The 25,182-nt window shown below is 56.9% G+C and carries 23 protein-coding genes and 1 pseudogene; 13 read left to right on the top strand and 11 right to left on the bottom strand.

Going from position 1 to position 25,182, the window contains the following annotated elements:
• Nucleotides 1-4: 4 nt before the first annotated feature.
• From HX851_RS27845 to HX851_RS27865, 5 genes are read left to right on the top strand one after another with little or no spacing between them, the layout of a single operon-like run.
• On the top strand, nucleotides 5-850 hold the full coding sequence (locus HX851_RS27845; RefSeq protein ID WP_177066277.1) for a phage tail protein: 846 nt from the start codon (nucleotides 5-7) through the stop codon (nucleotides 848-850).
• Nucleotides 825-1,031 (top strand): tail protein X, encoded by a 207-nt coding sequence (locus HX851_RS27850; RefSeq protein ID WP_177062529.1) that lies wholly within the window; start codon nucleotides 825-827, stop codon nucleotides 1,029-1,031. The genes HX851_RS27845 and HX851_RS27850 overlap by 26 nt, the downstream gene beginning before the upstream one ends.
• Before the next feature lie 56 nt (nucleotides 1,032-1,087).
• Nucleotides 1,088-2,134 (top strand): phage late control D family protein, encoded by a 1,047-nt coding sequence (locus HX851_RS27855; RefSeq protein ID WP_017127928.1) that lies wholly within the window; start codon nucleotides 1,088-1,090, stop codon nucleotides 2,132-2,134.
• A 27-nt stretch (nucleotides 2,135-2,161) separates the two neighbouring features.
• Nucleotides 2,162-2,719 (top strand): glycoside hydrolase family 19 protein, encoded by a 558-nt coding sequence (locus tag HX851_RS27860; RefSeq protein WP_177066278.1) that lies wholly within the window; start codon nucleotides 2,162-2,164, stop codon nucleotides 2,717-2,719.
• The gene (locus HX851_RS27865; RefSeq protein ID WP_177066279.1) at nucleotides 2,707-3,243 is read left to right on the top strand and encodes a lysis system spanin subunit; all 537 of its coding nucleotides are present in this window, start codon (nucleotides 2,707-2,709) and stop codon (nucleotides 3,241-3,243) included. Before HX851_RS27860 ends, HX851_RS27865 begins: the two co-directional genes overlap by 13 nt.
• A 53-nt stretch (nucleotides 3,244-3,296) precedes the next feature.
• Here HX851_RS27865 and HX851_RS27870 read toward each other — a convergent pair whose 3' ends face one another.
• Complete coding sequence (locus HX851_RS27870; protein ID WP_177066280.1) at nucleotides 3,297-3,635, bottom strand: hypothetical protein; 339 nt, start codon at nucleotides 3,633-3,635, stop codon at nucleotides 3,297-3,299.
• Nucleotides 3,636-3,718: 83 nt separating this feature from the next.
• On the opposite strand from HX851_RS27870, the pseudogene HX851_RS45195 reads away from it, so the two are divergent.
• Together HX851_RS45195 and HX851_RS27875 are read left to right on the top strand one after the other, a co-directional pair.
• Nucleotides 3,719-3,841, top strand: a pseudogene (locus HX851_RS45195) (lysis protein); the annotation flags it as partial.
• A gap of 149 nt (nucleotides 3,842-3,990) precedes the next feature.
• On the top strand, nucleotides 3,991-4,785 hold the full coding sequence (locus HX851_RS27875; RefSeq protein ID WP_177066281.1) for a DNA adenine methylase: 795 nt from the start codon (nucleotides 3,991-3,993) through the stop codon (nucleotides 4,783-4,785).
• A gap of 158 nt (nucleotides 4,786-4,943) precedes the next feature.
• Here HX851_RS27875 and HX851_RS27880 read toward each other — a convergent pair whose 3' ends face one another.
• The 4 genes from HX851_RS27880 to HX851_RS27895 all read right to left on the bottom strand — a co-directional run bounded on the left by HX851_RS27880 (nucleotide 4,944) and on the right by HX851_RS27895 (nucleotide 12,065).
• On the bottom strand, nucleotides 4,944-6,254 hold the full coding sequence (locus tag HX851_RS27880) for a hypothetical protein (protein ID WP_177066282.1): 1,311 nt from the start codon (nucleotides 6,252-6,254) through the stop codon (nucleotides 4,944-4,946).
• Between the two features lie 1,394 nt (nucleotides 6,255-7,648).
• Nucleotides 7,649-8,797: an AAA family ATPase gene (locus HX851_RS27885; protein WP_177066283.1), complete on the bottom strand. Its 1,149-nt coding sequence runs from the start codon at nucleotides 8,795-8,797 to the stop codon at nucleotides 7,649-7,651.
• A 294-nt stretch (nucleotides 8,798-9,091) separates the two neighbouring features.
• Nucleotides 9,092-10,582 carry a DUF1254 domain-containing protein gene (locus HX851_RS27890; protein WP_177066284.1) on the bottom strand — a complete coding sequence of 497 codons (1,491 nt, stop codon included), beginning with the start codon at nucleotides 10,580-10,582 and terminating at the stop codon, nucleotides 9,092-9,094.
• A gap of 19 nt (nucleotides 10,583-10,601) precedes the next feature.
• On the bottom strand, nucleotides 10,602-12,065 hold the full coding sequence (locus tag HX851_RS27895) for a DUF1254 domain-containing protein (RefSeq protein WP_177066310.1): 1,464 nt from the start codon (nucleotides 12,063-12,065) through the stop codon (nucleotides 10,602-10,604).
• A gap of 904 nt (nucleotides 12,066-12,969) precedes the next feature.
• On the opposite strand from HX851_RS27895, the gene HX851_RS27900 reads away from it, so the two are divergent.
• The gene (locus HX851_RS27900; protein WP_017123867.1) at nucleotides 12,970-13,260 is read left to right on the top strand and encodes a hypothetical protein; all 291 of its coding nucleotides are present in this window, start codon (nucleotides 12,970-12,972) and stop codon (nucleotides 13,258-13,260) included.
• Entirely contained in the window at nucleotides 13,257-13,553 is a 297-nt protein-coding gene (locus HX851_RS27905; RefSeq protein WP_017123868.1) for a type II toxin-antitoxin system RelE/ParE family toxin, read from the top strand. The genes HX851_RS27900 and HX851_RS27905 overlap by 4 nt, the downstream gene beginning before the upstream one ends.
• A gap of 142 nt (nucleotides 13,554-13,695) precedes the next feature.
• On the opposite strand, the gene HX851_RS27910 is transcribed toward HX851_RS27905, so the two are convergent.
• The 3 genes from HX851_RS27910 to HX851_RS27920 form a co-directional block, all read right to left on the bottom strand.
• Nucleotides 13,696-13,956, bottom strand: a complete 261-nt coding sequence (locus HX851_RS27910) for a hypothetical protein (protein WP_017123869.1) — start codon at nucleotides 13,954-13,956, stop codon at nucleotides 13,696-13,698.
• Nucleotides 13,957-14,169: 213 nt separating this feature from the next.
• A complete protein-coding gene (locus tag HX851_RS27915) occupies nucleotides 14,170-15,561 on the bottom strand; it encodes a glycerophosphodiester phosphodiesterase family protein (protein WP_177066285.1) in 1,392 nt (463 codons plus the stop codon).
• Between the two features lie 140 nt (nucleotides 15,562-15,701).
• A complete protein-coding gene (locus HX851_RS27920; RefSeq protein ID WP_177066286.1) occupies nucleotides 15,702-17,315 on the bottom strand; it encodes a tyrosinase family protein in 1,614 nt (537 codons plus the stop codon).
• 198 nt (nucleotides 17,316-17,513) lie between these two features.
• On the opposite strand from HX851_RS27920, the gene HX851_RS27925 reads away from it, so the two are divergent.
• Together HX851_RS27925 and HX851_RS27930 are read left to right on the top strand one after the other, a co-directional pair.
• Complete coding sequence (locus HX851_RS27925; protein WP_177062702.1) at nucleotides 17,514-18,446, top strand: class I SAM-dependent methyltransferase; 933 nt, start codon at nucleotides 17,514-17,516, stop codon at nucleotides 18,444-18,446.
• Nucleotides 18,447-18,625: 179 nt separating this feature from the next.
• Nucleotides 18,626-19,444, top strand: a complete 819-nt coding sequence (locus tag HX851_RS27930; protein WP_177062701.1) for an alpha/beta fold hydrolase — start codon at nucleotides 18,626-18,628, stop codon at nucleotides 19,442-19,444.
• A 92-nt stretch (nucleotides 19,445-19,536) separates the two neighbouring features.
• Here HX851_RS27930 and HX851_RS27935 read toward each other — a convergent pair whose 3' ends face one another.
• Nucleotides 19,537-20,460: a LysR family transcriptional regulator gene (locus HX851_RS27935; protein ID WP_177062700.1), complete on the bottom strand. Its 924-nt coding sequence runs from the start codon at nucleotides 20,458-20,460 to the stop codon at nucleotides 19,537-19,539.
• Between the two features lie 95 nt (nucleotides 20,461-20,555).
• Here HX851_RS27935 and HX851_RS27940 point away from each other — a divergent pair, with 95 nt between their 5' ends.
• Nucleotides 20,556-21,518, top strand: coding sequence for an NAD-dependent epimerase/dehydratase family protein (locus HX851_RS27940; protein WP_177062699.1), 963 nt, complete (start codon nucleotides 20,556-20,558; stop codon nucleotides 21,516-21,518).
• Between the two features lie 10 nt (nucleotides 21,519-21,528).
• Here HX851_RS27940 and HX851_RS27945 read toward each other — a convergent pair whose 3' ends face one another.
• Nucleotides 21,529-21,741, bottom strand: a complete 213-nt coding sequence (locus HX851_RS27945) for a hypothetical protein (RefSeq protein WP_177062698.1) — start codon at nucleotides 21,739-21,741, stop codon at nucleotides 21,529-21,531.
• On the bottom strand, nucleotides 21,738-23,045 hold the full coding sequence (locus HX851_RS27950) for a family 8 glycosyl hydrolase (protein WP_369680909.1): 1,308 nt from the start codon (nucleotides 23,043-23,045) through the stop codon (nucleotides 21,738-21,740). Before HX851_RS27950 ends, HX851_RS27945 begins: the two co-directional genes overlap by 4 nt.
• A 254-nt stretch (nucleotides 23,046-23,299) precedes the next feature.
• On the opposite strand from HX851_RS27950, the gene HX851_RS27955 reads away from it, so the two are divergent.
• Nucleotides 23,300-25,171: an ATP-binding protein gene (locus HX851_RS27955; protein WP_177062697.1), complete on the top strand. Its 1,872-nt coding sequence runs from the start codon at nucleotides 23,300-23,302 to the stop codon at nucleotides 25,169-25,171.
• Nucleotides 25,172-25,182 lie beyond the last annotated feature (11 nt).

Genomic DNA, 25,182 nt, shown 5'->3' on the forward strand with positions numbered 1-25,182 from the left:
GGGTATGGCATATATGGAGTCAATGCAGTCAACGCTCTCGGGGTTGGTTGCAGCGGGAGAGGCTGGTCGTACCAGCCTCGACGGCATGCTGGTCCCATTGACCGGTGCCGTTAGCGATATGTCGGGGGCTGCGGCTGAACTGGAAGGGCTGCCGGTCATTGGCCCGACTGTCGGGGCGAAGTTGCAGCGGACGATGCGGGCAATCAGCGCGGCTCAGTCCACGGTTGGCCAGATCGCGTCGACGTACAGCCAGGTTGTCAGCGGTGCAGCAGCGGTGCAGGAGCGCCTCGGTTCACTGAGCGAACAGGCGGGCAAGGCCAGCGCAGCGATCAATCGCATCGCCGGCCAGGTCAGCCCCTCGCTTGCAGGCATCCTACCGACCAGCGCGATTACGGCGGGCGGCTCGCCAGCAGCGGAAGCGATCAAACCATTTCCGCACCTGCTGATCCTGCAGCCTCTTGATCACAAGCGGCCGCCGTACTACTTCAACCTGGATACGGCGACCTTTGACGAGCTGCGTCGGCAGACGTCGGCGCGCTGGGCGGCTCAGGAGCGCCTGACCCGTGACATTGCCCAGCAGGCGGTGGGCCATGGGGAGGACAAGTTGAGCCTCAAAGGGGCGATCTACCCGGGCTTCAAGGGCGGGCTCAAGCAACTGGACACGCTTCGCTCGATCGCTCGATCGCTTCAACCGGTGAGCCTGGTCACGGGCTATGGCGAGGTGCTCGGCACCTGGTGCCTGGTCAGCATCGACGAGGAGCAGAGCGCATTTCTGTCCGGCGGCATCCCGCGAAAACAAGGCTTCTCTCTGGAGTTCGTGAAGTATGGCGAAGACATGCAGAACATCTAGCGGGGATCTGCTCGATACCCTGTGTTACCGCTACTACGGACACCTCAACGGCTCGATGGAGGCGGTGCTGGAGGCCAACCAGGGGCTGGCCGACGAGCCACAGCCATATCGTGCCGGCGTCCTCATCACGCTGCCGGATCTGCCGGCACCGTCCACTGAGACGATCCTCTTGTGGGATTGACCTCGTTCATTCACTGAGCCCCGCCCTGTGCGGGGCTTTTCATTTTTGGAGTTCACATGCAACCGACCTTTCGTGTTGTCGCTGACGGCAAGGACATCACGGCGTTGATCAATGACCGGCTCTTGCTGCTCAGGACAACGGACAAGCCAGGAATGGAGTCCGACGAGTTCGAGTTGCGGATCGATGACCGCGACTCTGCAGTGGCGCTGCCGAAGCGGGGAGCGGGGATCGAGATATACATGGGGTACGCGGGGAAGGCCCAGGCCCGCCTGGGGAAATATGCGGTCGACGAGATCGAGGTGTCAGGCCCGCCGAGTACGGTAGTCATCCGGGGCAAGGCCAGCGACATGCGCGGCTCAGGCAAGACAACCCGAAGCGGTTCATGGGAGAACGTGCCTCTGTCGAAGATCGTCAGCGACGTGGCCGCGCGCAACGGCTGGACGCCGGTCTGCCCGGTGCAGACGAAGGTCGAGCGCATCGACCAGCGCAACGAATCGGACTTTAACTTCATCACCCGCCTGGCCAAGCAGTACGACTGCACGGCGAAGGTCGCCGACGGCAAGCTGCTGGTGATGCCCCGCGAGGCCAGCAAGAGCGCAAGCGGAAAATCCTTCGCGGCGATCACGATCACCCCGGCCGACGTCAGCCGCTGGCAGTTCCACCTCGGCGATCGCAGCTCGAACAAGGCGGTGAAGACCAAGCACAAGAAGGACGGAAAGCTGGTCACGGTCGAGCTGGGGAACGATGACGCTCCGTCCGGACTGCCGGCGGTCCATACCGATCGGCACATCTACCCGAACAAGACCGCTGCAGAGCAGGCCGCCAAGGCCAAGCTGGCCGCGTTCAACCGCAGCACCGCAGGGGTGCGCCTGCAGATGTTGGGGCGTACCGACCTCTTCGCCGAACGCAAGATCAACGCCCAGGGCTTCAAGGTCGGCCTCGATGGCGAGTACCTGGTCGACAAGGTCGAGCAGACTTTTGACGCCTCGGGCTGGACGACCGTTGTCGAGTGCAACGGCGGCAAGAAGGGCAAGGCGAAAGCCAAGGGCAAGAAAAAGAAAGAAACCAAGCCACTGAAGGTGGTCGACGTGAAACCGACCTGATGGGTCGGCCAATACAGGAGCACAGCAATGACAGTCACCCTGCAACAGCTTCAGCAGATCCTCCCCAGCGCCGGCAAAAAAGCCGGCGTTTTTGTGTCTGCCCTCAACGCCGCCATGGACCGCCGGCAGATCAACACTCCCAAGCGTGCGGCCGCGTTTCTGGCCCAGGTGGGGCACGAGTCCGCGCAGCTGCTCTACGTGCGCGAGCTGGGCAACGACCAGTACCTGAGCAAGTACGACACCGGTACCCTCGCTGCTCGCCTGGGCAACACCCCGGCCGCCGACGGTGATGGCCAGCGTTATCGCGGTCGCGGCTTGATCCAGATCACCGGGCGCAGCAACTATCGTCAATGCAGCCTCGCGCTGTTCGGCGACGAGCGCCTGCTGCAGCAACCGGAGCTGCTGGAGCAACCGCAATGGGCTGCTGAGTCGGCGGCCTGGTTCTGGGAGCAGCAGGGGCTCAACGCGCTGGCCGATGCCGATCAGTTCAACAGCATCACCCGCCGGATCAATGGTGGCCTGAACGGCCTGGAGGATCGCCTGCAGATCTGGGCGCGGGCGAGGGCGGTGCTATGCGTCTCCTAGAACTGATCCCGGTGCCCTATCGCCTGGCTACTGTTGTCGTGTCGCTGGCCCTGGTGGCCGCTGGCTCGGCGGCGGCGTCCTGGCAGGTTCAGAACTGGCGCTACGGCCAGCAGCTCGAGCAGCAAGCTCGACTGCAGGCGGATGCACTCAACGAACAGTCCCGCGCATCGGCCGCGCTGCAGCGTGCCGAGCAGGACAAGCGCCTGGCCCTGGAGCAGCGGCTTCAGGCCAGTGACCAGATCCATTCGAAGGAATTGAACGATGTGCAACAGAATCAGGCTCGCCTGCGTGATCGCCTTGCTACTTCCGATCTGCGGCTGTCAGTCCTCCTCGATCGGAGCGACCCCGCCGTCGGATGTGCGGTGCCAACCACCCCCGCCGCCGGCAGCGTGGTTAATGCAGCCCCACGAGCCCGACTTGACCCGGCGCATGCTCAACGAATTGTCGCCATCACCGACGATGGTGACCGAGCCCTGATAGCCCTGGCGGCCTGTCAGGCCTATATAAATGAGGTACTTCACTGATCCAATAGGCTGCCGAGCATGTGGCAGCCTTTTGGAGAACCGCTTGCGTTTGACTATTCGTCCTTCAACCGATCCAGTTGATGATCATAGAAACTGCTCTCATCTCGGCAGCTCTCACATATGAATCCATCACCGTAGCTTTCGCTGTCCAGCGCTTCGACGAGAGCGTTACCCTCAAGCTCAGTCGAGCAATTGTTGTGATGGCCTCCGGGATCGGTCACACCCTCACATTCCCGAGTCAGGAATGGGGCAAGAACGTTTTTCTGCCGTTCGCTCAGGGTGTTGTAGCCCTCGTCGAGGGCCCGTTGCGCGATGCCTCGCACCGTGTCGCTCTCTCTGTCGAGGTGTCCGTACTCAAGCAGTTTACTCAACACATTATCTTCGTCACTCATGGTTCCCTCCTCAGTGTTTCCGTGAAGGGCTAACAATAGCATTGTGCTACTTCTATCAGAAACCCCCGTCTACTTGGAGTCCTCGTACCCGGCTTAACCCGGCGCATGCTCAACGAATTGTCGCCATCACCGACGATGGTGACCGAGCCCTGATAGCCCTGGCGTCCTATCAGGCCTATGCAAAGGCAGTCTCAACCCCGCAATAAAAGGAGCGGCCGCTCCGGGTGCGTCAACACCTGGTCCGGCCGCCGTCCCCGCAGATAGCCCCTGCAAGTCCAGCCAAGGCTCCTGCTTCGTGCACAAAGCGGAGCGAGCCTAGCACCTGTTTATTCATACAGTAAAGGTCTTGCTTTCTATGTCCTCTCCAATCATCCCCTGGATGGGTGGCAAACGCCGCCTAGCCGATCGCCTTATCCCTCTCTTTCCTCCCCATGAATGCTATGTCGAAGTCTTTGCCGGCGGTGCCGCGCTCTACTTCATGCGTCCCCAGGCCGCGCCAGTGGAGGTCCTGAACGACCTCAACGGCGACCTGGTGACGTTGTATCGCGTCGTACAGAACCACCTTGAGGAGTTCGTGCGCCAGTTCAAATGGGCGCTCAGCTCGCGGCAGATCTTCGAGTGGCAGAAGATGACTCGGCCCGAAACGCTGACCGACATCCAGCGCGCGGCCAGGTTCTTTTACCTGCAGCAGCACGCGTTCGGCGGCAAGGTTTCCGGCCAGACGTTCGGTACCGCGACCACCGGCCCGGCCATCAACCTGCTGCGGATCGAGGAGAACCTCTCGGCCGCGTGGCAGCGCCTCGCCGGCACCTATGTCGAAAACCTCCCGTGGCTTGAATGCGCCGAGCGCTACGATCGGGCGCATACCTTCCACTACATGGACCCACCTTACTGGCAGACCGCCGGCTATGGCCTCGATTTCCCGTTCGAGGAGTACGAGCGCATGGCCGACTTCATGCGGCGCTGCAAGGGTAAGGTGATGGTCAGCATCAATGATCACCCGGACATTCGCCGGGTGTTTGAGGGCTTTCATTTCGAGACGGTGGACATCCGCTACACCACGGCCAATCAGCGACAGGGAAAGGCCGAGGTGACTGGTGAGCTGGTGATCATGAACTGGGAGCCGGCCGCGCTGGGAGGGTTGTTCTGATCGCTCCCAAAAATCGAGCAAGATGATCGTCAGGTTGAATGGGCTATGCGAGCATAATGGCTAGAGGGGGGCTGCTTTCGGCCAGAAGCTGCCGTTTGAATTAATCCATGAAATAAGTGATATTCCATACTGAAAAATTGATAGTTCAATATGTAAAGTTATTCGGCAGCGGCTTTCATATCAGACAGCAAGAAATCTTTTACATCCCAAAATAGTTTGGAAAACCGAGAAAACCTGGATTCATCCAATTCAGGAACGATATCTCTAGCAAACGCCAATTTTCCTCCTGAAATTTCTCTTGTTTCTGGAATGTCACTCTTCCTTGTATCAATCACCAAACCAGACCCACTTTTTACCCTGATTTCTAAGTCAGGATATCTTAGTTCAAGACCATGTCCTTGCTCGTTTTTTTGGTTTAGCACATCATCATCAAAAAGAAACTCTATGGAGTAATTTTGCATCTCCACATATTTTTCCCGATCTTTAGAAGCGGGTATCAACATCGCGCCGGCTCGACCGCTCTCAGAAAACTTTCCAGGTTTGGCGTACTTCCCTTCACCTCTACTTCTAAAATATTTTGGAAGTCTCTTGTAAGCTTCAACGCCTTCTCGATCATTATCAAATAGAGCCAGTGCTGGGTACGCACTATCCTGCCTGACAGTAGATATGAAACTGGAAAGCGTTTGTGCTCCCCCGGAACCGCCCTTGCTCCCTCCAGTTATATCGCATTCCTTTATCAGGAATGGTATTTCTTCATCTGGAAAAAGCTTGTTATAAGCAGTGTTTAAAATCATGCGATCGGTCTTTCCCTCCACATACAGTACTGGCTTGGTAACTGCGCTCAATCCTCGCCTTAATGCAATCAGCTCTTTGTGAGAGTTGCTTAAAAGCTCATCCTCAGGTGACCATTCTTTCCTTAGGGCTTCTTCAGTTAGAAAGTGCTGACTCCTAATCATTGGGTCATATTCTTCCAGTATGTTGTATCTGCTATTTATCCGATTTTGCAGCTCGCTCCACCTGTGTTTTCTGATCAACATAAATATATGGCTTGGTATGTGAAAAAGATCCCATGTTAACATATTCATAATGTCAGTCATGTCTGCAGGGCGTCTATATTCAAAAACTATATCAAGCATTTCGGTGATTAGAATTCTACCCGAATCGTTCACCCACAAATCTGTGCCGTAGCCATATTCGTGCAAATCCGAAGTTTCAAAGCTCTTGAATATCATGCTTAGCAGAGAGCCTGGAATATGGACATCGGTAATGTCTTTAAGCATCCTGAGCACGAACAGTGCCTCTAGAATCCTCTCATGCTTTTCCAATATAGCTGGCAATAGATCATTTAGGCGCTCTAGTAGCTCTAAGACTACGCTATCTCCCAAGTAGTATTGTTCTTGCCGTTTCTCAACAGGAGAAAAAGGATAACCAAATCCATCAATTGGATGAGTTTTGTCGAAATCTTTCATTTCAATCATAATTTGAACTCACAAAAATCGGTGTGCTTTTAATTTTTGGTGTTACGCTCTGAAAACTCGTTGATTTAAGCTGTTCTTGAAATTAGTTCAACCTAAAGATTATAAGCGGATTGATTTTTTATGCGATTTTTTACTTTCGGTCAAGGAACGGCGTTGCTTGAGTGGTCGCTTTTGGCCGAGAGCGGTCTATTGCGAGATTTTATATTACCCATCGTCGGGCTTGCCTGCAGCTACCCTTAAGCAGGAGCTATTCTGCTCAATCGTAAGCTGGCTGAGCTTCCAGAAAATTTGGCATGGAGATCAGGGTGGGTATGAGACGGAAGCTGGATGACGGCTTCAGAGCAAGTGAACTCCTAATCCAGCAGGCTGTTGAGGGCTTGCGACGGTACGAGGCTGCGCTATCAAAGGGAGCATCTACAGAGGAGATAAAGCGCCTGCGTGTGCTGGCTGAGTCGCTGTTTCAGGCTGTGACTGAGCATCACCTCCGTGCAGCCGGTTGCTATCTTTCTACCCGGCATTAGGTGAGTCAGTGGTACAGAAATGGTACAGGCTCAAATGGATCCGTCTGTAAGGCTCGTAGTGCAAGAGTTTCAGGAAGAATAGGTCCAATCCATCATCGCGCGTATTACTGGCTGGTCATCAGTCGCGGTTTTTCGAATGACCGCTTTGGGTCGCATGCTAGCGTCCGCTATCGGCCAAAAGCGGCCAATCATTACCGGCATAGGCGAGCCTCCAGAATAGGACTGCCTGTGCAAGAGAATCCGAGTTGATTAGATGAGCCGGTATGGGTTAGAGCAATGCAGCAATTCTTGGGATGCATCGCGAGAGGCTAGGAGATCGTTCTGCCGCCCTCTCAGCGCTCCAAAATTCTTGAACGAATTGTGTTAAGTGTATGTTGTAACCTAAGCCTGTAGGGCTAGAACTCCCTTTCCGAGGGAGCATTTCTTCTCTCAGGTCTCGACGTTTGGATTTACGTATTAAACGAAGTAGTTCTTGCTTCGGATCCACTATCACATCGGGTGTGCGGTTCATCAAAGCAGCGCTGAATTGAGCAAAGGCAGACAGACCTTCATGATCGGCGAGAACCCATGCTTCCGCTTCTCTCACCGCTAGTCTGAGCGCTAGCCGGGGAGATGGATGAGAAGGCATCCATGCATTTCTTTGAGTTACTACACACGGAGCTTGATCAGCATCTGCCAGCATGATCACCGGCATAACTGAATTAGCGACTACGTTCATTTTTTCAATCATCGCCCGAAAAGGAGCACATCCATTCGTGATTGTTCTCTGTTGGATTATTGCCCCCTTGTTCGATTGAAGAATTATTGCCTCAGCTAACACACAACACAGTTGATCCTCTCCCACTATGACAACACGCTCTCCCATCACAGCAAACCTAGCTGGTCTATATTACTTGGCCTTGCCTTCGGCAACATCACATCTGCCGGAGTCATCCCAGACTTCATCAGCTGCGTTTCAAATTCGTCAGCAACCCGGGCGGTAGTTCCATCCGCTCCAGCCTCGAGAAGCAAAATTGAATTACTCTCCAATGGATTTCTAAGTAGCGCCTCACTATGAGTTGTGATTATTACCTGCCTATTGAGAGCCTTCTGCTTGCGTAGAATTCTATCAATCATTAATGGTATATGCGAAACGATTGCATCATTAAGCGATAGCTCTGGCTCTTCAAGCAATAACAAAGTATTGTTCTCTTGGAGCATCCATAGCAATCCGATCAGCCGAAGTGTGCCATCAGAAAATTGATCCTCTCGCTGCCATGCCCCATGGTTCCTCCAATGCTGATAGGATGCCATAAGATGAGGCTGGCCATTAACTTTATCCAGCTCGAACTTTAGCTCACTAAATTGCGGGACCGCTTTCTCCAGCGCTGATTGAATACGACGAAGTTTCGCATCTCTGGACCGAGGTGATGTTTTAGCAACCCGCTGCAATAAACCTTGACCAAACGGATCATCCTCCAATATCCTTCCTGAAATCTCTGAGAATTTTAAAAGCTGGGGAACTAAGTGCAGGTAAGTGGTACTACCGAAGAAATCGGCAATTCCGCGAAAATCTTTGTTTGCATTAATCTGCTCTAGTGCAGTCTGAGTTAGACGCACCCTATCCTTGGCATCATCTTTATCTGGCCGATTCAGAACAACCTTTCCATTGAACTTTGCGATTTCACGGGTTATAAATAATCGCTGTGCTCCAGTACCTTCGGGTTTAAAGCCCAAGGAATACTCCCATATGGGAGGCTCGCCAACTTCCTCAGAAATTTCGATGTCTATTTTCACTTCGATATCAGACCTTGCCTGCAAACAGCGAAGCTTTTTTATTCCACCTCGATCTTCGATGGCTTTCTGCAATCCTCCACCGGCAGGCTTACATATATCTCTCAAAAACCTAAAAACATCTAGCAAATTAGACTTTCCAGATGCGTTTGAACCGATTATGTAAGTCCGACTTTGAAGGGGGATTTCAAGACGCTTGAAGTTTCGCCAGTTTTTTAAAGTCAACTTAGTTATTAACATTTCGTTTCATGTCCTTCTTTGTGGCTCGCCTCCGCTATCTTACCACTTCGATTGGCAAGGAGCAGGCAGCACGAAATGTGTACACATTACGGAGTCGTTAGAGGCGTGTCCATGGTCAAAGACCTTCCGTGTGGTAGTCATGGCGATGGTACCGGAGAAAAACCAGAGTTGACTGTCCACTTATGGCCGATTTCCGCCTTTCGTGAAGGGCTGATATCGACCCAAAGCTGTCGGTCAAGAACGCCGAAGACATGATTGCATTCATGCATTCATGTCGTTCAGACGCAGTTCAGATCATTGCTTGATCAAATCCCCCGGTTTCCATGCCTTCTCGAAGAACGCCTTGGTCGGGCCATATAACCGCAGAATCACGAAGTAGCCTTCGCCAGGCAGGGTTTTGATCCAGTTTTTGCCGGCGCCCGGTGAGTTCGGGCCGAAATGCACATCGATCGAGCCGTCGGCGTTGGTGACGGGCTTGTCCATGGTGTTCAGCGACGGGAACGGCTGGCCGTTATCCAGGCCTGATGCAGTGATCGAGTCATACGCCGTCACCGACCAGAACAATGCCGCCGGAATGCCTTTGGGCAGGTTCAGCGAGTAGCTGTTGCTGCCGGACAGGAATTGGCCTTTGGCATCGACGAAAGTGGCCGGGTACTTGGCACCGACGTTTTCCATGTTCACCGCCATTCCCGGACTCGCCGAGTAGGCATTGGTGAAAAAACCGGTGCGCGGGTCGATGTAATTGAAGGTGTCGGCGGTGAACGTCGCATTGCCGGGGAATACGTTCAACCACTTGCGATCCGGATACCAGGTGCCATTGGCGACAATGGTTTGCGGCGTGTAAGAAATGGCATGGCCGATCTTGCTCGCGGTTTTCGCTGCCTTGTCGAGCAGGTCGCGGGTGGCAGGCTCCGGTTTGAACGGTTTGCCTTTGACGATGCCCAGAGCGGCGAGCATGCCGCGCATTTCCATGTCTTGCGGGTCAACGTATTCGTGATCGATGAACCGCGACAGCATGTCGAACGCACTGCCGTCGGAGGGGTAGAGCATGTTGACCGGAGTTTTCGAGGCGTTGGGGAATTCCATCGCTTTGGCCGTGGCCTGTTTGCCCAGCGGATAGATGCGCGTCTGCTCCATGACTGCGACCGGTGCCGCCAGTTGTTTCGGGTCCTTGAAGAATCCGCGCCAGAACACGAACACACCGTAAGTACGCGAGCGGTAAGTCAGGTAGCCCGGCGGTACCTCGCCCTTGTAGTCCGGTGGCAGCACCAGATACTTGGCACCCTTGCCTTTATCCGGTCCCGGCAGCCCGACATCACCACACCATTGGCGACCTTCGATCTGGCCCTCGGAGCAGATCGGCCGTTGGAAGAAGTCATCGAGAATGCCCTGCAAGCCTGGCGGGACTTCGATCACCATCGGGCCGTCCTGCTTGAGATCCAGATAGCCCATGGCATAGATCACGTCGGAATTGGGCGTGGTGACGCGGGTCTTGGCGTTGAGGCGGTCCTTCCAGATCGGCAGCACGTTGTAGCCGGCACCGAAGGCTTTTTCCGAACCTTCTTTCATGGCGTACATGTTCAACGCCGGCAGTGCCCAGATGTACGACTGCACGGCACGCTGGAAAAGCAATTCGTTTTGCAGTTGCGCCACGCCCTCCAGTGTTGGATAGCCGCCGGCAAAAGGCAGATCGGCCAACTGTTCATAGTGCGTGGCGGCCTGGGCGCTGAGGCTGATCGAGATGGCCAGGCCCGTTGCAGTCAGTGATTTTGCAAATGTGCTCATCGCGAACGTCCTGTTCTGGTCAATTGGTTTTCAGTACGGCTGGGGGCACCCACTGGCCATTCAGTGCGGCCGGTTCAGGCCAGTAGGCGCGGATGTACAGCGAGAAATCAGCACCTTGGGGCGTCGGCAGCCAATTGCTTTCCTTGTCCTTGCCCGGTGATTCGCTCTGCACGTAAATCGTCAACGAACCATCGGCATTGGCCTGCAGTGATTTGTTCTTGGTGCCGATCGAATAGCGCTTGAGGTCATTCGGGGAAAAGAAGTGCTGCTCGTTGTACAGGGTCAGCGACCAGAAGCCTTTAACCGGCGGCAGTTGCCCCTTAGCAAAGGTCACGGAGTAGCTGTTCTGCCCATTGAGACGCGTACCGGACTTGTCCAAGTCCTGATAGAAGTATTTGGTCTCTTTCTGTTGGTTGACGAAAATATTCGAGCGCGCTACGGCGGTACGGCTGAAGTAGTCGGTGCCAAACGCTGCACCGTTGCTGATGGTGCTCCAGTGATCCGGCAGTTGCAGGCCATAGTTGCGGAACTGCAACAGCGGATCGATCACTTCGCTGTCGGCTTTTTTCGCTTCATCGATCATCGCCGCCTTCAGTTGCGGATCAGCCCTGGCGATGGCCGCGAGGGTGGCCATCTGCGCGTAGCGGGCTTCTTCGCCCGGCAACGGTTTGGCGTCCTCGAGTAGCGCCGGCAACTCGTCGAAGAATTTCTCCGGCATCACCCATTTGGTTTCGCCGCTGCCCGCCGCCTGCGCCGGGAATTTTGGCAGTTTCGCCCAGTCCCGGTGTTTGACCTTGCCGTCGTATTGCGACAACGGGTACATGTCCACGCCCGACAGCGACGCTTGAATGGCTGTGCGGTCGGCTGCGGTATCGTCCTGGAACACTCGGGGAATCACGAAGCCGGTGCTGGTACGTGCCCGAAAGACTTTGGAGATGCCCGCAGGCACCTTGCCATTCCAGTCAGGGCCAACCAGCAGATAGAAGCCGGGTTTGCTGCCGTACATCTTGCCGAGTTCGGCAAAGCTATCGGAGCGTAGATCCACCACCTGATACACCCAAAAACGGCTTCCGAAGTCCGGCACTTGCAGCACGACCGGTTCCAGATCCAGCGCGATGCTGCCCGCGCCGTACACCACATCCTGATTCGGGCATGCGACCAGCCGTTCTGCCGGATCAATGTAATCACTGAGCATCGACAGTCGATTGATCGGCGCGACCGGAACGATGCCACCCATCAAGCCCGGTTCGGGCAGGTCTTTGAAGGCCTGGCGACGGTTGAAAATATTGGCCATCGGCCAACCCCAGAAATACGCTTCGCGCGCCATCATGCGCACATAGGGTTCGGTGACCTTGGTGCCGGCGACAGGCCCGGCAACGGAAGCTTCGCCAGCGTAGCTGGGTGGCACCAGTAGGGATGTGGTTGCCAGTGCACCGAGCAGTGTCAGTGCGAACAGGTTCAGGCGATGGGGTGATTGATTCATAAAAGCATCCTTACTTGCGGGATCACCTTTTGCTGGTGAGTCGCAGGAAAGATAGCTCAAGTTTGGTGGGGTGACGTTTGATCGGCTTGAACGTCAGCTTTTGGCCGATTGCAGCCGGTGACGACGGGCAGCTATCGGCCGGAAGTGAACACTGGAGGAGGAGCAAAATCAGTTCCGAAACTCAAAAGATCAGCCTTGTAGTTTGAGACTTGTAGGGGAGGAAAGCATCCTTTTTTGCGGAATCTTTTTATCTATAAGATTTTGATTTTTAAGGATAAATATGAGGACTTGAAAACTGCCGACTGTAACAGGTCCCAGAGTTCGAATCTCTGCGCCTCCGCCATATTACACACCACAAAGCCCCGATAATTCGGGGCTTTGTCGTTTCTGGGGCTGTCGGTTGGTACACCGACCGATGTCTTGATCCTGGCTCGGATAATTCCCCAAGCGTCTCCGCAGGCCGAGTTTTTATTGGCTCATAATCAGAGCGCAATCCAAGACTTTCGTACGGTATGTGCTCCCATATCCTATATCTCCAGCCGCCCAGCAAGCGCTAAGGTCAAGGTGTCGTTGAATTTCAGCGATACAGGATTGGCGTCCTGGCTGGTTAGGAAGACACGAAAAACCGCCATAGCGGCTTTTCGTGTCCTGCGTGTGGCTGTCTGTTATGGGCGGGCCGTATGTGGGCATCTTCGGATGCGCCGGGGTCCAACTAGCCGGTACACCCGCCCATCGGGTTTCTGATCAGCCCCTTTCATGGTGGCTGAGTGTGAGAGGGCTGGCGATTGGCCGAGATATGCCAGTTGGTCGACTGAGCATGCCTGATCTTGTGGCAGACGCTCCTACTCTGTATAGATCATGCTTATACTGTGTCTATACAGTGTAGTGCTGATAGGAGGAGATCATGTCCGAAGCCACTGTTGTCATCCGGGTCGATGATGAGTTGAAGACAGCCTTTGCCTCCGCGGCCAAGGCGGCGGATCGCACTGCTTCGCAGCTGCTGCGCGATTTCATGCGTGATTTCGTGCGACAGCAAGGCGAACAGGTTGAGTATGACACCTGGTTACGTCAGAAGGTCGAGGTGGCCAGAAGTGCGGCCAGGGCTGGACACAGCAAGTCTGGTGAAGAGGTCGAGGCGTACTTTGCACAACGCCGAGCCGAATCGTTGCGCAAAGCTGATGAGGCCGGGCGGTGAAGCTGATCTGGACCGATCCGGCGATTGCGGATCGTCTCACCATCTACGATCACATCGATGTTGAAAACCCTCGGGCTGCGGTGGAACTGGATACGCTTTTTGTCCAGGCGGCCGAACACATCTGTAATCATCCGGCGATGGGCCGAAACGGAAAAATTCCGGGAACCCGTGAGTGGGTTGTGCACCGACATTACCTTCTGGTGTATGAGCACATTGCAGACAAAGTGCTCATGTTGGCGGTGGTTCACACCGCTCGCCAGTGGCCCCCATTATTGGACGATGAGTCATTCTGAGGCATACATCGTCGAAATCTCCGAACAGGAGAGTTCCTGCTGGGCCAAACGAACGGCCTCTTTTCTCCCCCCGACCTGTTTTTTCAGAAAAGTTCGCAGAGGTGACAGCTATCCCGAGACCTGGGCCACGGTGCACGGCGCATCATTCAGGTGCCCGTTCCTGTTTCTTCCTGCTGGCAGCCGCCTCCGCGGCAAGGCACTCCAGGGCAAACTGCTCGGTGTAGGTCATCTGAATGGGGGTGGTTTCGCCCTTGACGGTTCTTTCGCCATCAAGGATGTATCGGATGCGCTTGTCGGTCACTCCGATGCGTTTTGCAATCCAGGATGGTGTTTGTCCGATACGCGAAATCAGCTTGTCGGCATATTCAGTGGAAGGGTTGTAGCGCTCTGCGTTGGGTGTCATGTGACGTCCGGGTAAAAGTGGGGCTGCGATGCCTGGGTAGGTGCGACACGGTGCACCAATTATCCGATGGTGTCGCGACCTTGATGAAGCACCACATGCCTTGTGTCTGCGCACCATGGGCAACCCGCACGGAAAAACCTGCCTTTCTCCGAACGTCCCCCATGAAGGCGGGACGGGAATGAGCACCCATCAGCAGGGGCGGAGTCGCGTCGTTTAGCGCGCGACCTCCTTGAGATAGAGCTTGCGGGCAGCGAATGCGGTCGGCGCGAAGTCTGTAAATACGCCATCGACACCGGCTCGGAAAAAGGCCAGGTATTCCGCCGTTGGGTCGCCCTTGTAGGCCCCTGCCAGGTATTTCGCTTCGTTGCGGAAGGTGAATATATGGACGAACAGATTGGCCTTGTGAGCATCGCTGATCAGGCTGGTCGGCTTGATCGTGTCGGCCTTGTCCAGGCCGGCGTCGGAAGATGAACCCTGGGCGACGGTGAGTGACATTGCCTGCGGCTTCCACGGGCCGATGCCGTCGGCGTAGGTCTTGACCTCGGCCAGTCCCGCCGGCGTCAGCATCGCCCCGAAGGAGCGTGGGTCGCCTGCTACGGTCCAGCTGTAGGGGCGGCCGCTGACGAACGTGTTGGGTTTGTCCGTGATGAAAATGGTTTCGCCGGTCTTGAAGTTCACACCGTTTCCATCGACCAGTTGGACTGCCTTGGACTTCAGGCCGATGGAACGCAGATATTTCAAGCTGGCCGGGTCAAAGCTTTGCACAAAGACCGGGGCTTCCTTGCGATTGAGATCGTTGTCGTTGAGGACCTTGAGGAACGTCTTCTCGAACGGATGACTGCCCGGTGCGCCGCAACCATTGGCAATGGCCTGGGCATTGTTCCAGATCGGATTCTTGCTTTCCGGATAGACCGTAATGACCCGACCCGTGGCCGCGCTTTTGGCTTTGGCAATATCGATCACGTCCTGGAAACTCAAGATCGGCAACTTGCCGTTCAATTCGCTTGGGCGCTGGTCGCGGGCGTCGTAAGTGGTGCCACCGATCCATTGCCGGAGTTCGGCCATGGTGAAATCGCTGATTGACCAGTCGTTGGTATGGTCTTCGCCATCGACGACCAATGATTTCAATACGGATTTCGGATCGTTGGGATCGGTCAGGTCACTCAGGTACTGGGCTGGGCCGTTTTCTGCCGTGGCGGGATATCTGACATTGACCAGTACACCTGGAACGGTGCGCTTGCGACGTGCAACTTCGGCGTTGATCTTCGCGACTTCGCTGATATTGGTGTTGTCGCTCAACCACGGATTGTGCCGGGCCACCAATACGCAGTCCTTGGTCATATGCAGATCCAGTTCGAGCGAATCTGCGCCGGCATCGGCGGCCTTTTCGTAAGCGGTCCGGGTTTCCTCCGGATACAATCCAGGCAAACCACGATGCCCGATAATCAAGGGCGGTGCACCGTCAAGGGTTTTGAACGAGGCCGAGGCGGTTCCTGGCAGGTGCTCGTTCGTGCCGTTACAAGCGCTTATCAACAGGCCGCATCCGAGAACGATAAAGCGAGCAAGGTACTTCGTGGCTACGGGGAGGGCTGGGTGAGTGTGCATGTGTCGTCCTTCAGGATGAATAAGAACAGTTATTATCCGAAGGTACTCCGAGCGCGTGACGAAATCATGGCGATGCAAGTGGGGTCAGGCGCAGCGACCGAAGATTGCCTTCGGCCGCCGCGCTGTCTGAACGTCGTGACTCAGTAGATTTCCAGCTTGAACGGTGCATCCGCGATGGCGTTGCCGGCGCTGAGCAGGCCCGCCGCCTTCGGCCGCTTCAGGACTGTTTCACGGGTCGTCACTTCCACTTCGATGCTGTTTTCGTCAATCGCCGAAGCATCGGCGTTGAGCGGCAGCTTGAATATGGCTGTGGCTTCCAGATGCGTCTGGCAGTTCATGCAACCCTCGACGTGCCACCGGCTGAGGATCGGTCGGGTTCCCAGGTACACACGCTGGCCATCGACTTCGGCATAGGCCGAAATCAGGAACGAACCACGGATTTTTGCCCGGTTGATACGGCTGACCCGCAGGGCCTTGCTGGCTGGCTGCACAGCCTTGGCCTTGAACAGCAACTGCTTGGTGGGTTGGGCATAGGCATCCAGGGAGCCCTTGCCATAGATGTAGCCCAGTTGCTTCTCGATGTTGATGCAGTCACGGGTGGTGAAGGCTGTGCCATCGGCCTTGGCGAAGGGATCCAGGGTACTGTCCAGGCTCAGGGTGGCGTTCGGATTCTCGCCCGCGGGACCCGCGGGTGGGGGCACGCCTGCGTCTGGATGGTAGGTGGCGCCGGGATCCGTGGGGTCGATGCTGAATTCATCGGTGGCCCCTTGCCGACGCTGCCAGGTCCAGAACACATAGTCGATAAAACAGTGGTGGAAGAAGAAAATCGGATCCAGGCCGGCGGTTTCATTTTCGCCCATATCGCCGTTGGCTCCGGGAATCACAGAGTCGGTGCCCACGTTCGGATAGTCGAAACCGCCAACCGCCAGATGCATGTAGTTGTGGGGAGACTCCAGCGGCACAGACTGGGGGCCTTTCGGGTCTGCGTCGTTCTTCGCGCCAGCCGAGGTGGTATTGGAAAACAGCGTGTAGTTTGGCGCGTCGAGGCAGCTTTCGAAGCTGCTGAACACCTCGGGGTACTGATTGCCCTCGATAATGATCTGGCCGTTCAACCAGGCGCTGATGTTCTTGTTGAGGTAATCGATGTTCTGCGCCGGATCCTTGAACTGCGCGTTGTGCAGCTTGGTCGCCTCGCGGTCCGCCGGGGTACCCACCAGTCCGGATAGCGGATAGCGCACGGTTTCGTAACCTTCAGGCTTGCTGTAGATGATGGGGTTGTCCGATGTCACCGGGAGTTCATCGATGATGGCTTGCGGGAACACGAAAGAGCGCAACGGGTTGTCGATCTTGCGCCCGCCGATGACGAAGTGTTCCTGGGTCAGGGCCGAAGGAAGGCCGTTTTCCCGCGAATGCTCGCTGCATTCATCCCAGAACGGCAGGGTGACGTTGCTACATCCGGGAATACTGCGCAATGCCTCTTCCAGGCGCCAGAGATAGGCGCGGTGCCAGCTCGGGAAGAGCACCGTGCCGTGCTGGCAGTAGCCGCCCCACCATTTGGCGTCGGTCTTGCCTTTGCCACGGAACGGCTCGCCATGCAGGCCGCCGATGGAGAAGAAGGAGTTGGGATGGCTGGCGGGAAGATCCTTGATGCCTTTCCAGGCGAGGATCAGGGCTTCAAGTTCATCTTTCTTGCCGTGGTCATAGTCGTACTGGATATCACTGAGAGAACGGCGTACACGCGGGGTGGATGACATGGTGACCTCCTTGTTGCCGGGTATCCCGAAAAACTTCGGGGGACTACTGCCTGATGCAGCATATCCGGGATCTGGCAACGTGCCAGTATGGGCGCCAAACGGTCATGGATGGCGTAGATTGACAAACCCGAGGCACGCGAATTCCCGCATGCACGGTCAGTGTGTGCTGATAAACAACCTGGGCAGGAATTCCGGAAAATGGTCAATGTGACGGACAAGGAGTTCAACGCAGCTTTGCCAGTGATGCAAAAGCTGCTTTGGGCCGATCAAAAAGACAGGCAACGGTTGCAAGAGCACGCCCTCAATATCATTCCCGCCAATTTCTACTCCAACACGCCCTCGATTTCCGAGACGCTGGCTTCCTACGAATACAATGAGACTGAACCTCCCTACCTGGAATGCGGGATATTCGACCAGGACAAGCTGCGTATGGAACTTGCCGAACTGGTTCCCTATGCGGCCGATTTTTCGCCTGTGGAAGCCGGGAACGAGGAAACCTGCACCGCGTATTTCTGGAAGAACAGTCAATTCTCCTACAGTGATGCAATGTCCTATTACGCCTATATCAGGCGTATCAAGCCTAAGCGAATCGTTGAAGTCGGAAGCGGCTTCTCATCGCTGATCGCCCTCGAGGCGCTGCGTAAAAATGGCGGGGGCACGCTGAGTTGCATCGAACCCTTTCCCAGGCCATTCATCACCTCACTGGGTCGCGAGGGGGCACTCGATCTGCAAGTGCAGCGTGCCCAGGACATCACCGTGGAGGTATTGAACGCCACTCTGGAAGATGGCGATATCCTGTTTATCGATTCCACGCATACGGTAAAGACCGGCAGTGATTGCCTGCACATCTACCTTCGGCTGCTTCCACGAATCACCCGGAAAATATTCGTGCATGTTCATGATGTCTTTCTTCCTTTCGGACTGCCGCAGAGATGGCTGATCGATCACCAGATCTATTGGACGGAGCAGTATCTTCTCCTGGCGCTGTTGATGGACAACCCGCGGGCGAGGCTGTTGTTTGGCAGTGCCTATCACAAGCATTTCAATGCCGACCTGTTGGACAGCCTCATGCACGGTCGCTATGAAAGTGGCGGCGGTAGTTTCTGGTTCGAATACGATGGACGGAAATAGGATCATCAATCTCTCTGGCCGGCCAGTCGCTGCAGCCCGGAGCACACCCGGCCGAACAGACAGCACATACCTGCAATTCCTGCCGCCCGGCGAAGGGGATAGTGATGCAGGCCACCGGCATTCCCGCCGGCGGCTCGCTACCTCCCTCTCTGCGACTGCAAGCACAACAGGAGTTGTTCATGAGCACGTTCGTGACACGCGATGGCACCGAGATCTATTACAAGGACTGGGGCTCCGGCAAACCGGTAGTGTTCAGTCACGGCTGGCCGCTGGATGCCGACATGTGGGAATACCAGATGGAGTACCTGAGCAGCCGTGGTTATCGCACCATTGCCTTTGACCGGCGCGGTTTCGGTCGCTCCAGCCAGCCCTGGGACGGTTATGACTACGACACCTTCGCTGATGACCTGGCCGGCCTGATCGAGCACCTTGATCTCGACGCGGTCACGCTGGTGGGGTTCTCCATGGGCGGTGGCGATGTCAGTCGCTACATCGCCCGCCACGGCAGCCAGCGGGTCGCCGGCCTGGTGTTGCTGGGGGCGGTGACCCCGTTGTTCATCCAGACCGAAGACCATCTGCAAGGCGTGCCGAAAGCGGTGTTCGATGGCATCAGGGCCGGCCTGCTCAAGGACCGTGCACAGTTCATCGCCGATTTCGCCAGCCCGTTCTACGGCACCAACCACGGCCAGGTGGTCTCCCAGGGCGTGCTGACCCAGACGCTGAACATTGCTCTGATGGCGTCGCTCAAGGGGACCGTGGATTGCGTGACGGCGTTCTCGGAAACCGACTTCCGCGCGGACATGACCAGGATCGATGTCCCGACCCTGGTGATCCATGGCGATGACGACCAGATCGTGCCGTTCGAGGCCACCGGCAAGCTGGCCGCCGCGATGATTCCGGGCGCGCAGCTCAAGGTCTACGCCGGCGCGCCCCACGGCTTTGCCGCGACGCATGGGCCGGCGCTGAACGAGGATCTGCTGGCCTTCCTCGAAGGCTGATTGACCACGACACGACCGATATCGCTCGTGTCGTGCCTTCTGATCAACGTGATACGAGAGCTGATCGCCCGGGCTGACGATGAGGCGCTTCGTCAGTTGCCCGTAGCGCAGGTGGCTCCGCCGGGCGTCAGCTTCGTATGCGCCTGCAGGCACTGTACCAGTGCATCGAAAACCGCCCGGCAGCTCGCGCTGGCCCGCAGGTCTTCGTGCATGGTCACCCAGGTTTCCAGCCGGAAGGTGAAATGCTCGCCGAGGATCCGCACCAGGTCCGGGTCACGCAACGCCAGGGCGCTCTGGCAGATGCCGATGCCACAGCCGGCGCGGATCATCGCCAACTGCGCCAGGTTGTTGTCGGTACGCAGGGTGAAGGTTTCCCGCTGCCAGAGGGGAAGCCGTTTGCTTGCGGCACGCACGAAGGGTGTTTCGCTGTCGAAACCGATCAGTGCGTGGCGGCCGAGATCCGCCGGGACACGGGGGGTGCCTTGCCGTTGCAGATACGCGCCATGGGCATAGAATCCCAGCTCGACGTCGCCTACCCGTCTGGCAATCAGGGCGTCCTGGCGGGGCGTGGTCATGCGCACGGCGATGTCGGCTTCCCGTTGCAGCAGGTCATGGACCCGGTCGGTGGCCAGCAGCTCGATCCTGAGTTGCGGATGGGCTTGCCTTAGTAGGGCCAGCATCGCCGGCAACACCTCCACCGCAATCACTTCGCTGGCCGAGATCCGCACCGTGCCGTTGACCTGCGTGCCCTGGGCCGTGGCGGCGCGTTCCAGGGCGGCGGCGGTATCGCGCATCGACTCGGCGTAGCCGCGCAGGCCCAGGGCGGTTTCGGTTGGCAGCAAGCCGGTTTGCGAGCGAATGAACAACGGCTGTCTGAACGAGGCCTCAAGCGCGGCGATATGCCGGCCCGCGGTGGGCTGGGTAATGCCCAGCGTCCGCGCCGCGCCCGAGAGCGAGCCCTCTGTCAGCACGGCCAGAAAAGTGCGGTACAGCTCCCAACCGATCGATTTATCCATACATAAATGTATGGCTGATCTCTTCTCTTGTGCAATTTATTTGTCGAAGCATCAGGGCCAGACTTTGCTCACCACGACTTTTTCGGAGAGCGGACATGGCAGTGAACAACAAGGTACTGGTCCTCGGGGCCAGCGGCGGTATCGGTGGTGAAATGGCACGGCAACTGCGCGACAGCGGTTGGCACGTGGTGGCGTTGCAGCGCGGGATGGCCGTCGAGAGCGAGCAGCGCGAAGGCATGACCTGGCGGCGCGGCGATGCGATGAACCGCGAGGATGTACTGCGCGCCGCCCGGGGTTGCAGTGTGATCGTCCATGGCGTCAACCCGCCGGGCTATCGCAACTGGGCCACGCTGGTACTGCCGATGATCGACAACAGCATCGCCGCGGCACGGGCCGAAGGCGCCACCGTGGTCTTGCCCGGCACGGTCTACAACTACGGCCCGGACGCCTTTCCCATCCTCGATGAAGAAGCCCCCCAGCGGCCACTGACCCGCAAGGGCCTGATCCGTGTCGAACTTGAAGCGCGGCTGCAAGCCGCCACGAACGACGGTGTGCGGGTGATCATCGTGCGCGCGGCCGATTTCTTCGGACCCCAGGCCGGCAACACCTGGTTCTCCCAGGGCCTGATAAAGCCGGGCCGGGCGGTCAGGGTCGTTCATCTGCCGGGGGCGCCGGGCGTCGGCCACCAATGGGCCTACCTGCCGGATGTGGCCCGGACGCTGGTCGAGTTGCTGGAGCAGCGGGAGCGACTGGCGCCCTTCGCGAGCTTTCAGTTCGCCGGCCATTGGGATGCCGATGGCACCCAGATGGTCGAGACGATCCGGCGCGTGGTCGAGCGTACGGGCGGGGCGGTCAAGCAACGGGCGTTTCCCTGGTGGCTGGTGCGCCTGGCCGCGCCCGTGGTGCCGACCTTCCGCGAGATGCTGGAAATGCGCTACCTGTGGCAGCAACCGCTGCGCATGGACAACACCAGGCTGTTGGCGGTGTTGGGCAAGGAACCGCACACGCCTCTGGACCAGGCGGTGCTCGCCACACTGGTGGGTCAGGGCTGCCTGTAGCACGTGGGGCTCAGCGTTTATGGATCTTGATGTCACGCACGCCCAGTGCCCGGGCGACCTCCTCCAGTTGGGTGTCGTCGGTAAAGAGCGCGCCGTGGTGGGCGCAGATCAGGATCAGCGCATGCTCGCTGGACAGCTTGTTCACGCAGGCTTTCAACTGCGCGGACAGGCGATGCCGATGCAGCTTGTAGCTGACATTGAAGGTGTTCACCGGCTTCATCACGGGCTGTCGAACCACACGGGGGTCAGGGGTTTGTGCCAATGCCCGGACATGACCAGCATGCCCAGCAGCTTCAAGGTGTTGGCGTAGTAGTCATTGTTCGGCAGCGGCTGTTGCTGGAGGTCATCCCATATCGCGTTCAGCCAGGCCTGATTGTCGCCGCTGACCATCGCGCTGACGCCGAGCGCCGCGATAAATGCCGGGCTGTCGCTGCCTTCGTCGGGCAGTGGCTTGCCGTCGAGCAGGTAGCCGTCGTGAAAGGCTTTCGGGCGGTTGCCGGTCGTGGCACGGGCCCAGCGATTGAGCGGGCCGAGTGCGCGGAAGGCCCGTTGATCGCCATACAGCAGGTAGTCCAGCCCGACGCGCCAGGGGTAACGGGCCGCGTTCCAGGAGTAATTGCCGTCGTGTGCCCCCTCAAGCAGCTCGCTGCGGGCGGGAGAAGGCGACTGGTTGAGGCGGCTGATGAAGTCCGGCATCAGGCCGGTTTCCTTCGCGTGGTTGCGCAGGATGCTCTTGATAATGAAATAGGTCCTGTCGCGTACGTTCAGCCAGCGGCGGTCCTGGGTCGCGAGAAAAAAGGCATACAGATGCGAGGTCATGAAGTCGGAGGAGCGGGTGCTGTACTCGATCTCCGGGTTGTCGTCGCCGCTGACCCAGTCGCCGAGCAGCAGGTGGCTGGCGTTGGTATGCACCTCGTGTTCGAGGATGGCCTTCATCACCGCTTTCGCTTCGCGCAGGTAGTCGATCTGGCCCTTGCTACCCCAGGTCTTGTCGGCCAGCAGCAAGGCATAGGCGATATCCAGGTCGCCATCGGTGGCGCTGTTTTCCCCGCCGAACGGAGCGCCGGCATTGGCGCAGCCATGGATCTGGTTCCAGGCCATCAGGCCGTGATCCGATCTGGCCGGATGATCCTGGAAGTAGCGGAACATGCCGTCGAAAACGGTTTTTGCCTGTGGATCGGCGCCGGCCATCATCACGCTGATCAGCATGCCGTAGCCATGGGCTTCGGAGACCGTCAGGGTCCTGGGTGCGGTCCCGCCGCCCATGGGTTTGCCATCGGCGTCGACCCTGACCAGGTAACGGCCGGGTCCGCAGGCCTGGGTCAGGTAGGTGGTTTTCCAGTCGTTATAGAAGGCGATCAGTTGCCGGTCCAGTTCGACCTTCGGCAGATGGTCGGGCCGGATAGTGCCCGGGAAATAGGTCGTGTTGGCAAAGGCGGGCCGCGCCGTGGTGTCGGCGCCCAGGGCCGCGGCAGCCAGGCAGGCCGCCATCAGCAGGACGAACAGTTGCAGGGTAAGGCGATGCACGAAATGACTCTCCAGCCTGATCCGATGCGGATGACATCCGCTTGCGCTATTGCAGATGGGCGGCAGCGTAATGTTCGGATCGCCAAGCTGCTGTAACGGCCTGTAACCAGCGTTTCCGCTTTTAATGAGGCTGCGGTAAAGTGGCCTGATATCAGGGACAGGATTCGTCCTTCTGTGGTCTTTGGGATATTTTGAAAAACGCATGGAGCGCGGCTTCAGATGCTCTGATTTGGCGGCAATGGAGGCCGCGGCATATGTTCAAAGCCAGAAGAAATATATGGATTTTATTGTTTGTCTATATTTTCGGTGTCAGTGGTTATATCTATTATCTGCACTCCCAGGCCCGGGATATTCTGACGCAGAGTATCAATGACAAACTTCTCCATGCCGCGTTGGGTGCGTCGGCTATTCTCGGGGATCGTTATCATGACCATTTGATCGACAAAAACTCAAAGTCGGAAGCGGACGACTTGAACGCCATCCAGCGTCTTTCCAGATTCAATGAGTCAATGGGCACGGCGTTTATCTATACAGTGGTGAAACAGGCAGGTGCCGCTTATCTGGTCAGTTCCAGCGCCTCGGCTCAGGAGATTCAGGACAAGAACTTCGTGCGTTTCTTCGATCCTTACCCTGATGCCAGCCAGGCGCTGCTTGATAGTTTTGACCGGACCGAACCTACCTGGATCGACTACTCTGATCGATGGGGGGACTTTCGCGCTGTTTTCATTCCGCTGAAATCCCAGGATGGAAGCTCTTATATCGCTGGCGCGGAGATAAGGCTGGCCGACTATTATCAGCAGCTTGGCCAAGAGTCGCTTTATCATATTGTTCTGGCCATTTTGGTCCTTGTTGCCTTTAGCCTTTTATTCGTGGTCGATTCCTTGCGTATGCGCGCTCATTTGCGTCAATTGCAGATAAACGAGGCCTTGAACAAGGCCAAGAGTGCTGCTGAGCATGCTGATCGCTCCAAGACTAAATTCCTCGCCTCCATGAGTCATGAGATTCGTACACCCATGTATGGCGTCATTGGTGCGACCGACCTGCTGGCCGGGACTTCGCTGAGTCCGGAGCAAAGGGAACTGCTGAGCACGATTCAGATCAGTGGCAAAGCCCTGTTATCCCTGATCAACGATATTCTTGATCTGGCAAAGATCGAGTCGGGAAAGCCGGATCTCAAGCCCCGTGTGTTCGACCTGCGAGAACTGGTTACATCCAGTGCTGAACTGGTCCGGCAAAATATCCAGGACAAACCGATTGAGCTTGAGGCCAGTGTTTCAAGCAATGTTCCCTTGTGGGTCAAAACCGATGCTGATCGCCTGCGTCAGATATTGATCAACCTGTTGGGCAATGCGGTGAAATTTACCGAAACAGGAAAGATTTCGCTTACGATCAGTGCCAATGGCAGTGACTCTGACCCTCGGCTCGACTTTTCAATACGTGATACCGGTATCGGCATCTCCAAGGAGCAGCAGGTCAGTCTATTCAGGCCCTTCACCCAGTTCAACGGCCCGGTTGACCAGCGCTTTACCGGGAGCGGCCTTGGCCTGTCCATTTGCAAGAGCCTGATCGAAGCTCAAAATGGCGTGCTGTCCTTCAGCAGTCTGTTCGGGGTCGGTTCGATTTTCTCCTTCTCACTTCCCATCGAGCCCTTCCCTGTCTCTGAGATACCCGTTGCCAAGGACCATCCCGCCTTGGTTTTTGACGCATCTTTCGCGCGTGATTACCCACTCGATATTCTGTTGGTTGAGAATCATCTGCTGAACCAGAAGGTGGCCATGGCGATGCTGCAAACCTTGGGCTATGAGCCTGATCTGGCGTCCGATGGCTTTGAGGCACTCGACCACTGTATGACTTCGACGCCGGATGTGATCTTGATGGATATCAATATGCCCGGTATGGATGGGCTCGAAGCCATCCGTAGAATTCGTGAGTTGCCCGCGGGTGATACCTGCTACATCGTGGCTTTCACCGCGAGCGCTTTTTCGAATGAGATCGAGCGTTTCAGACGCGCGGGTGCCAACGATATTCTGACCAAGCCGGCGAACTTCCTGGGCTTCGCCGAGGTGCTTCAGCGTTCAGCGGATTACCGGCACCAGCTTCAGGGCCGTGTTTCCGTGATTGAGTGATCGATAGTCAG

The organism is Pseudomonas gingeri (assembly GCF_013385635.1).
In the GTDB taxonomy this organism is placed as follows: domain Bacteria; phylum Pseudomonadota; class Gammaproteobacteria; order Pseudomonadales; family Pseudomonadaceae; genus Aquipseudomonas; species Aquipseudomonas gingeri_A.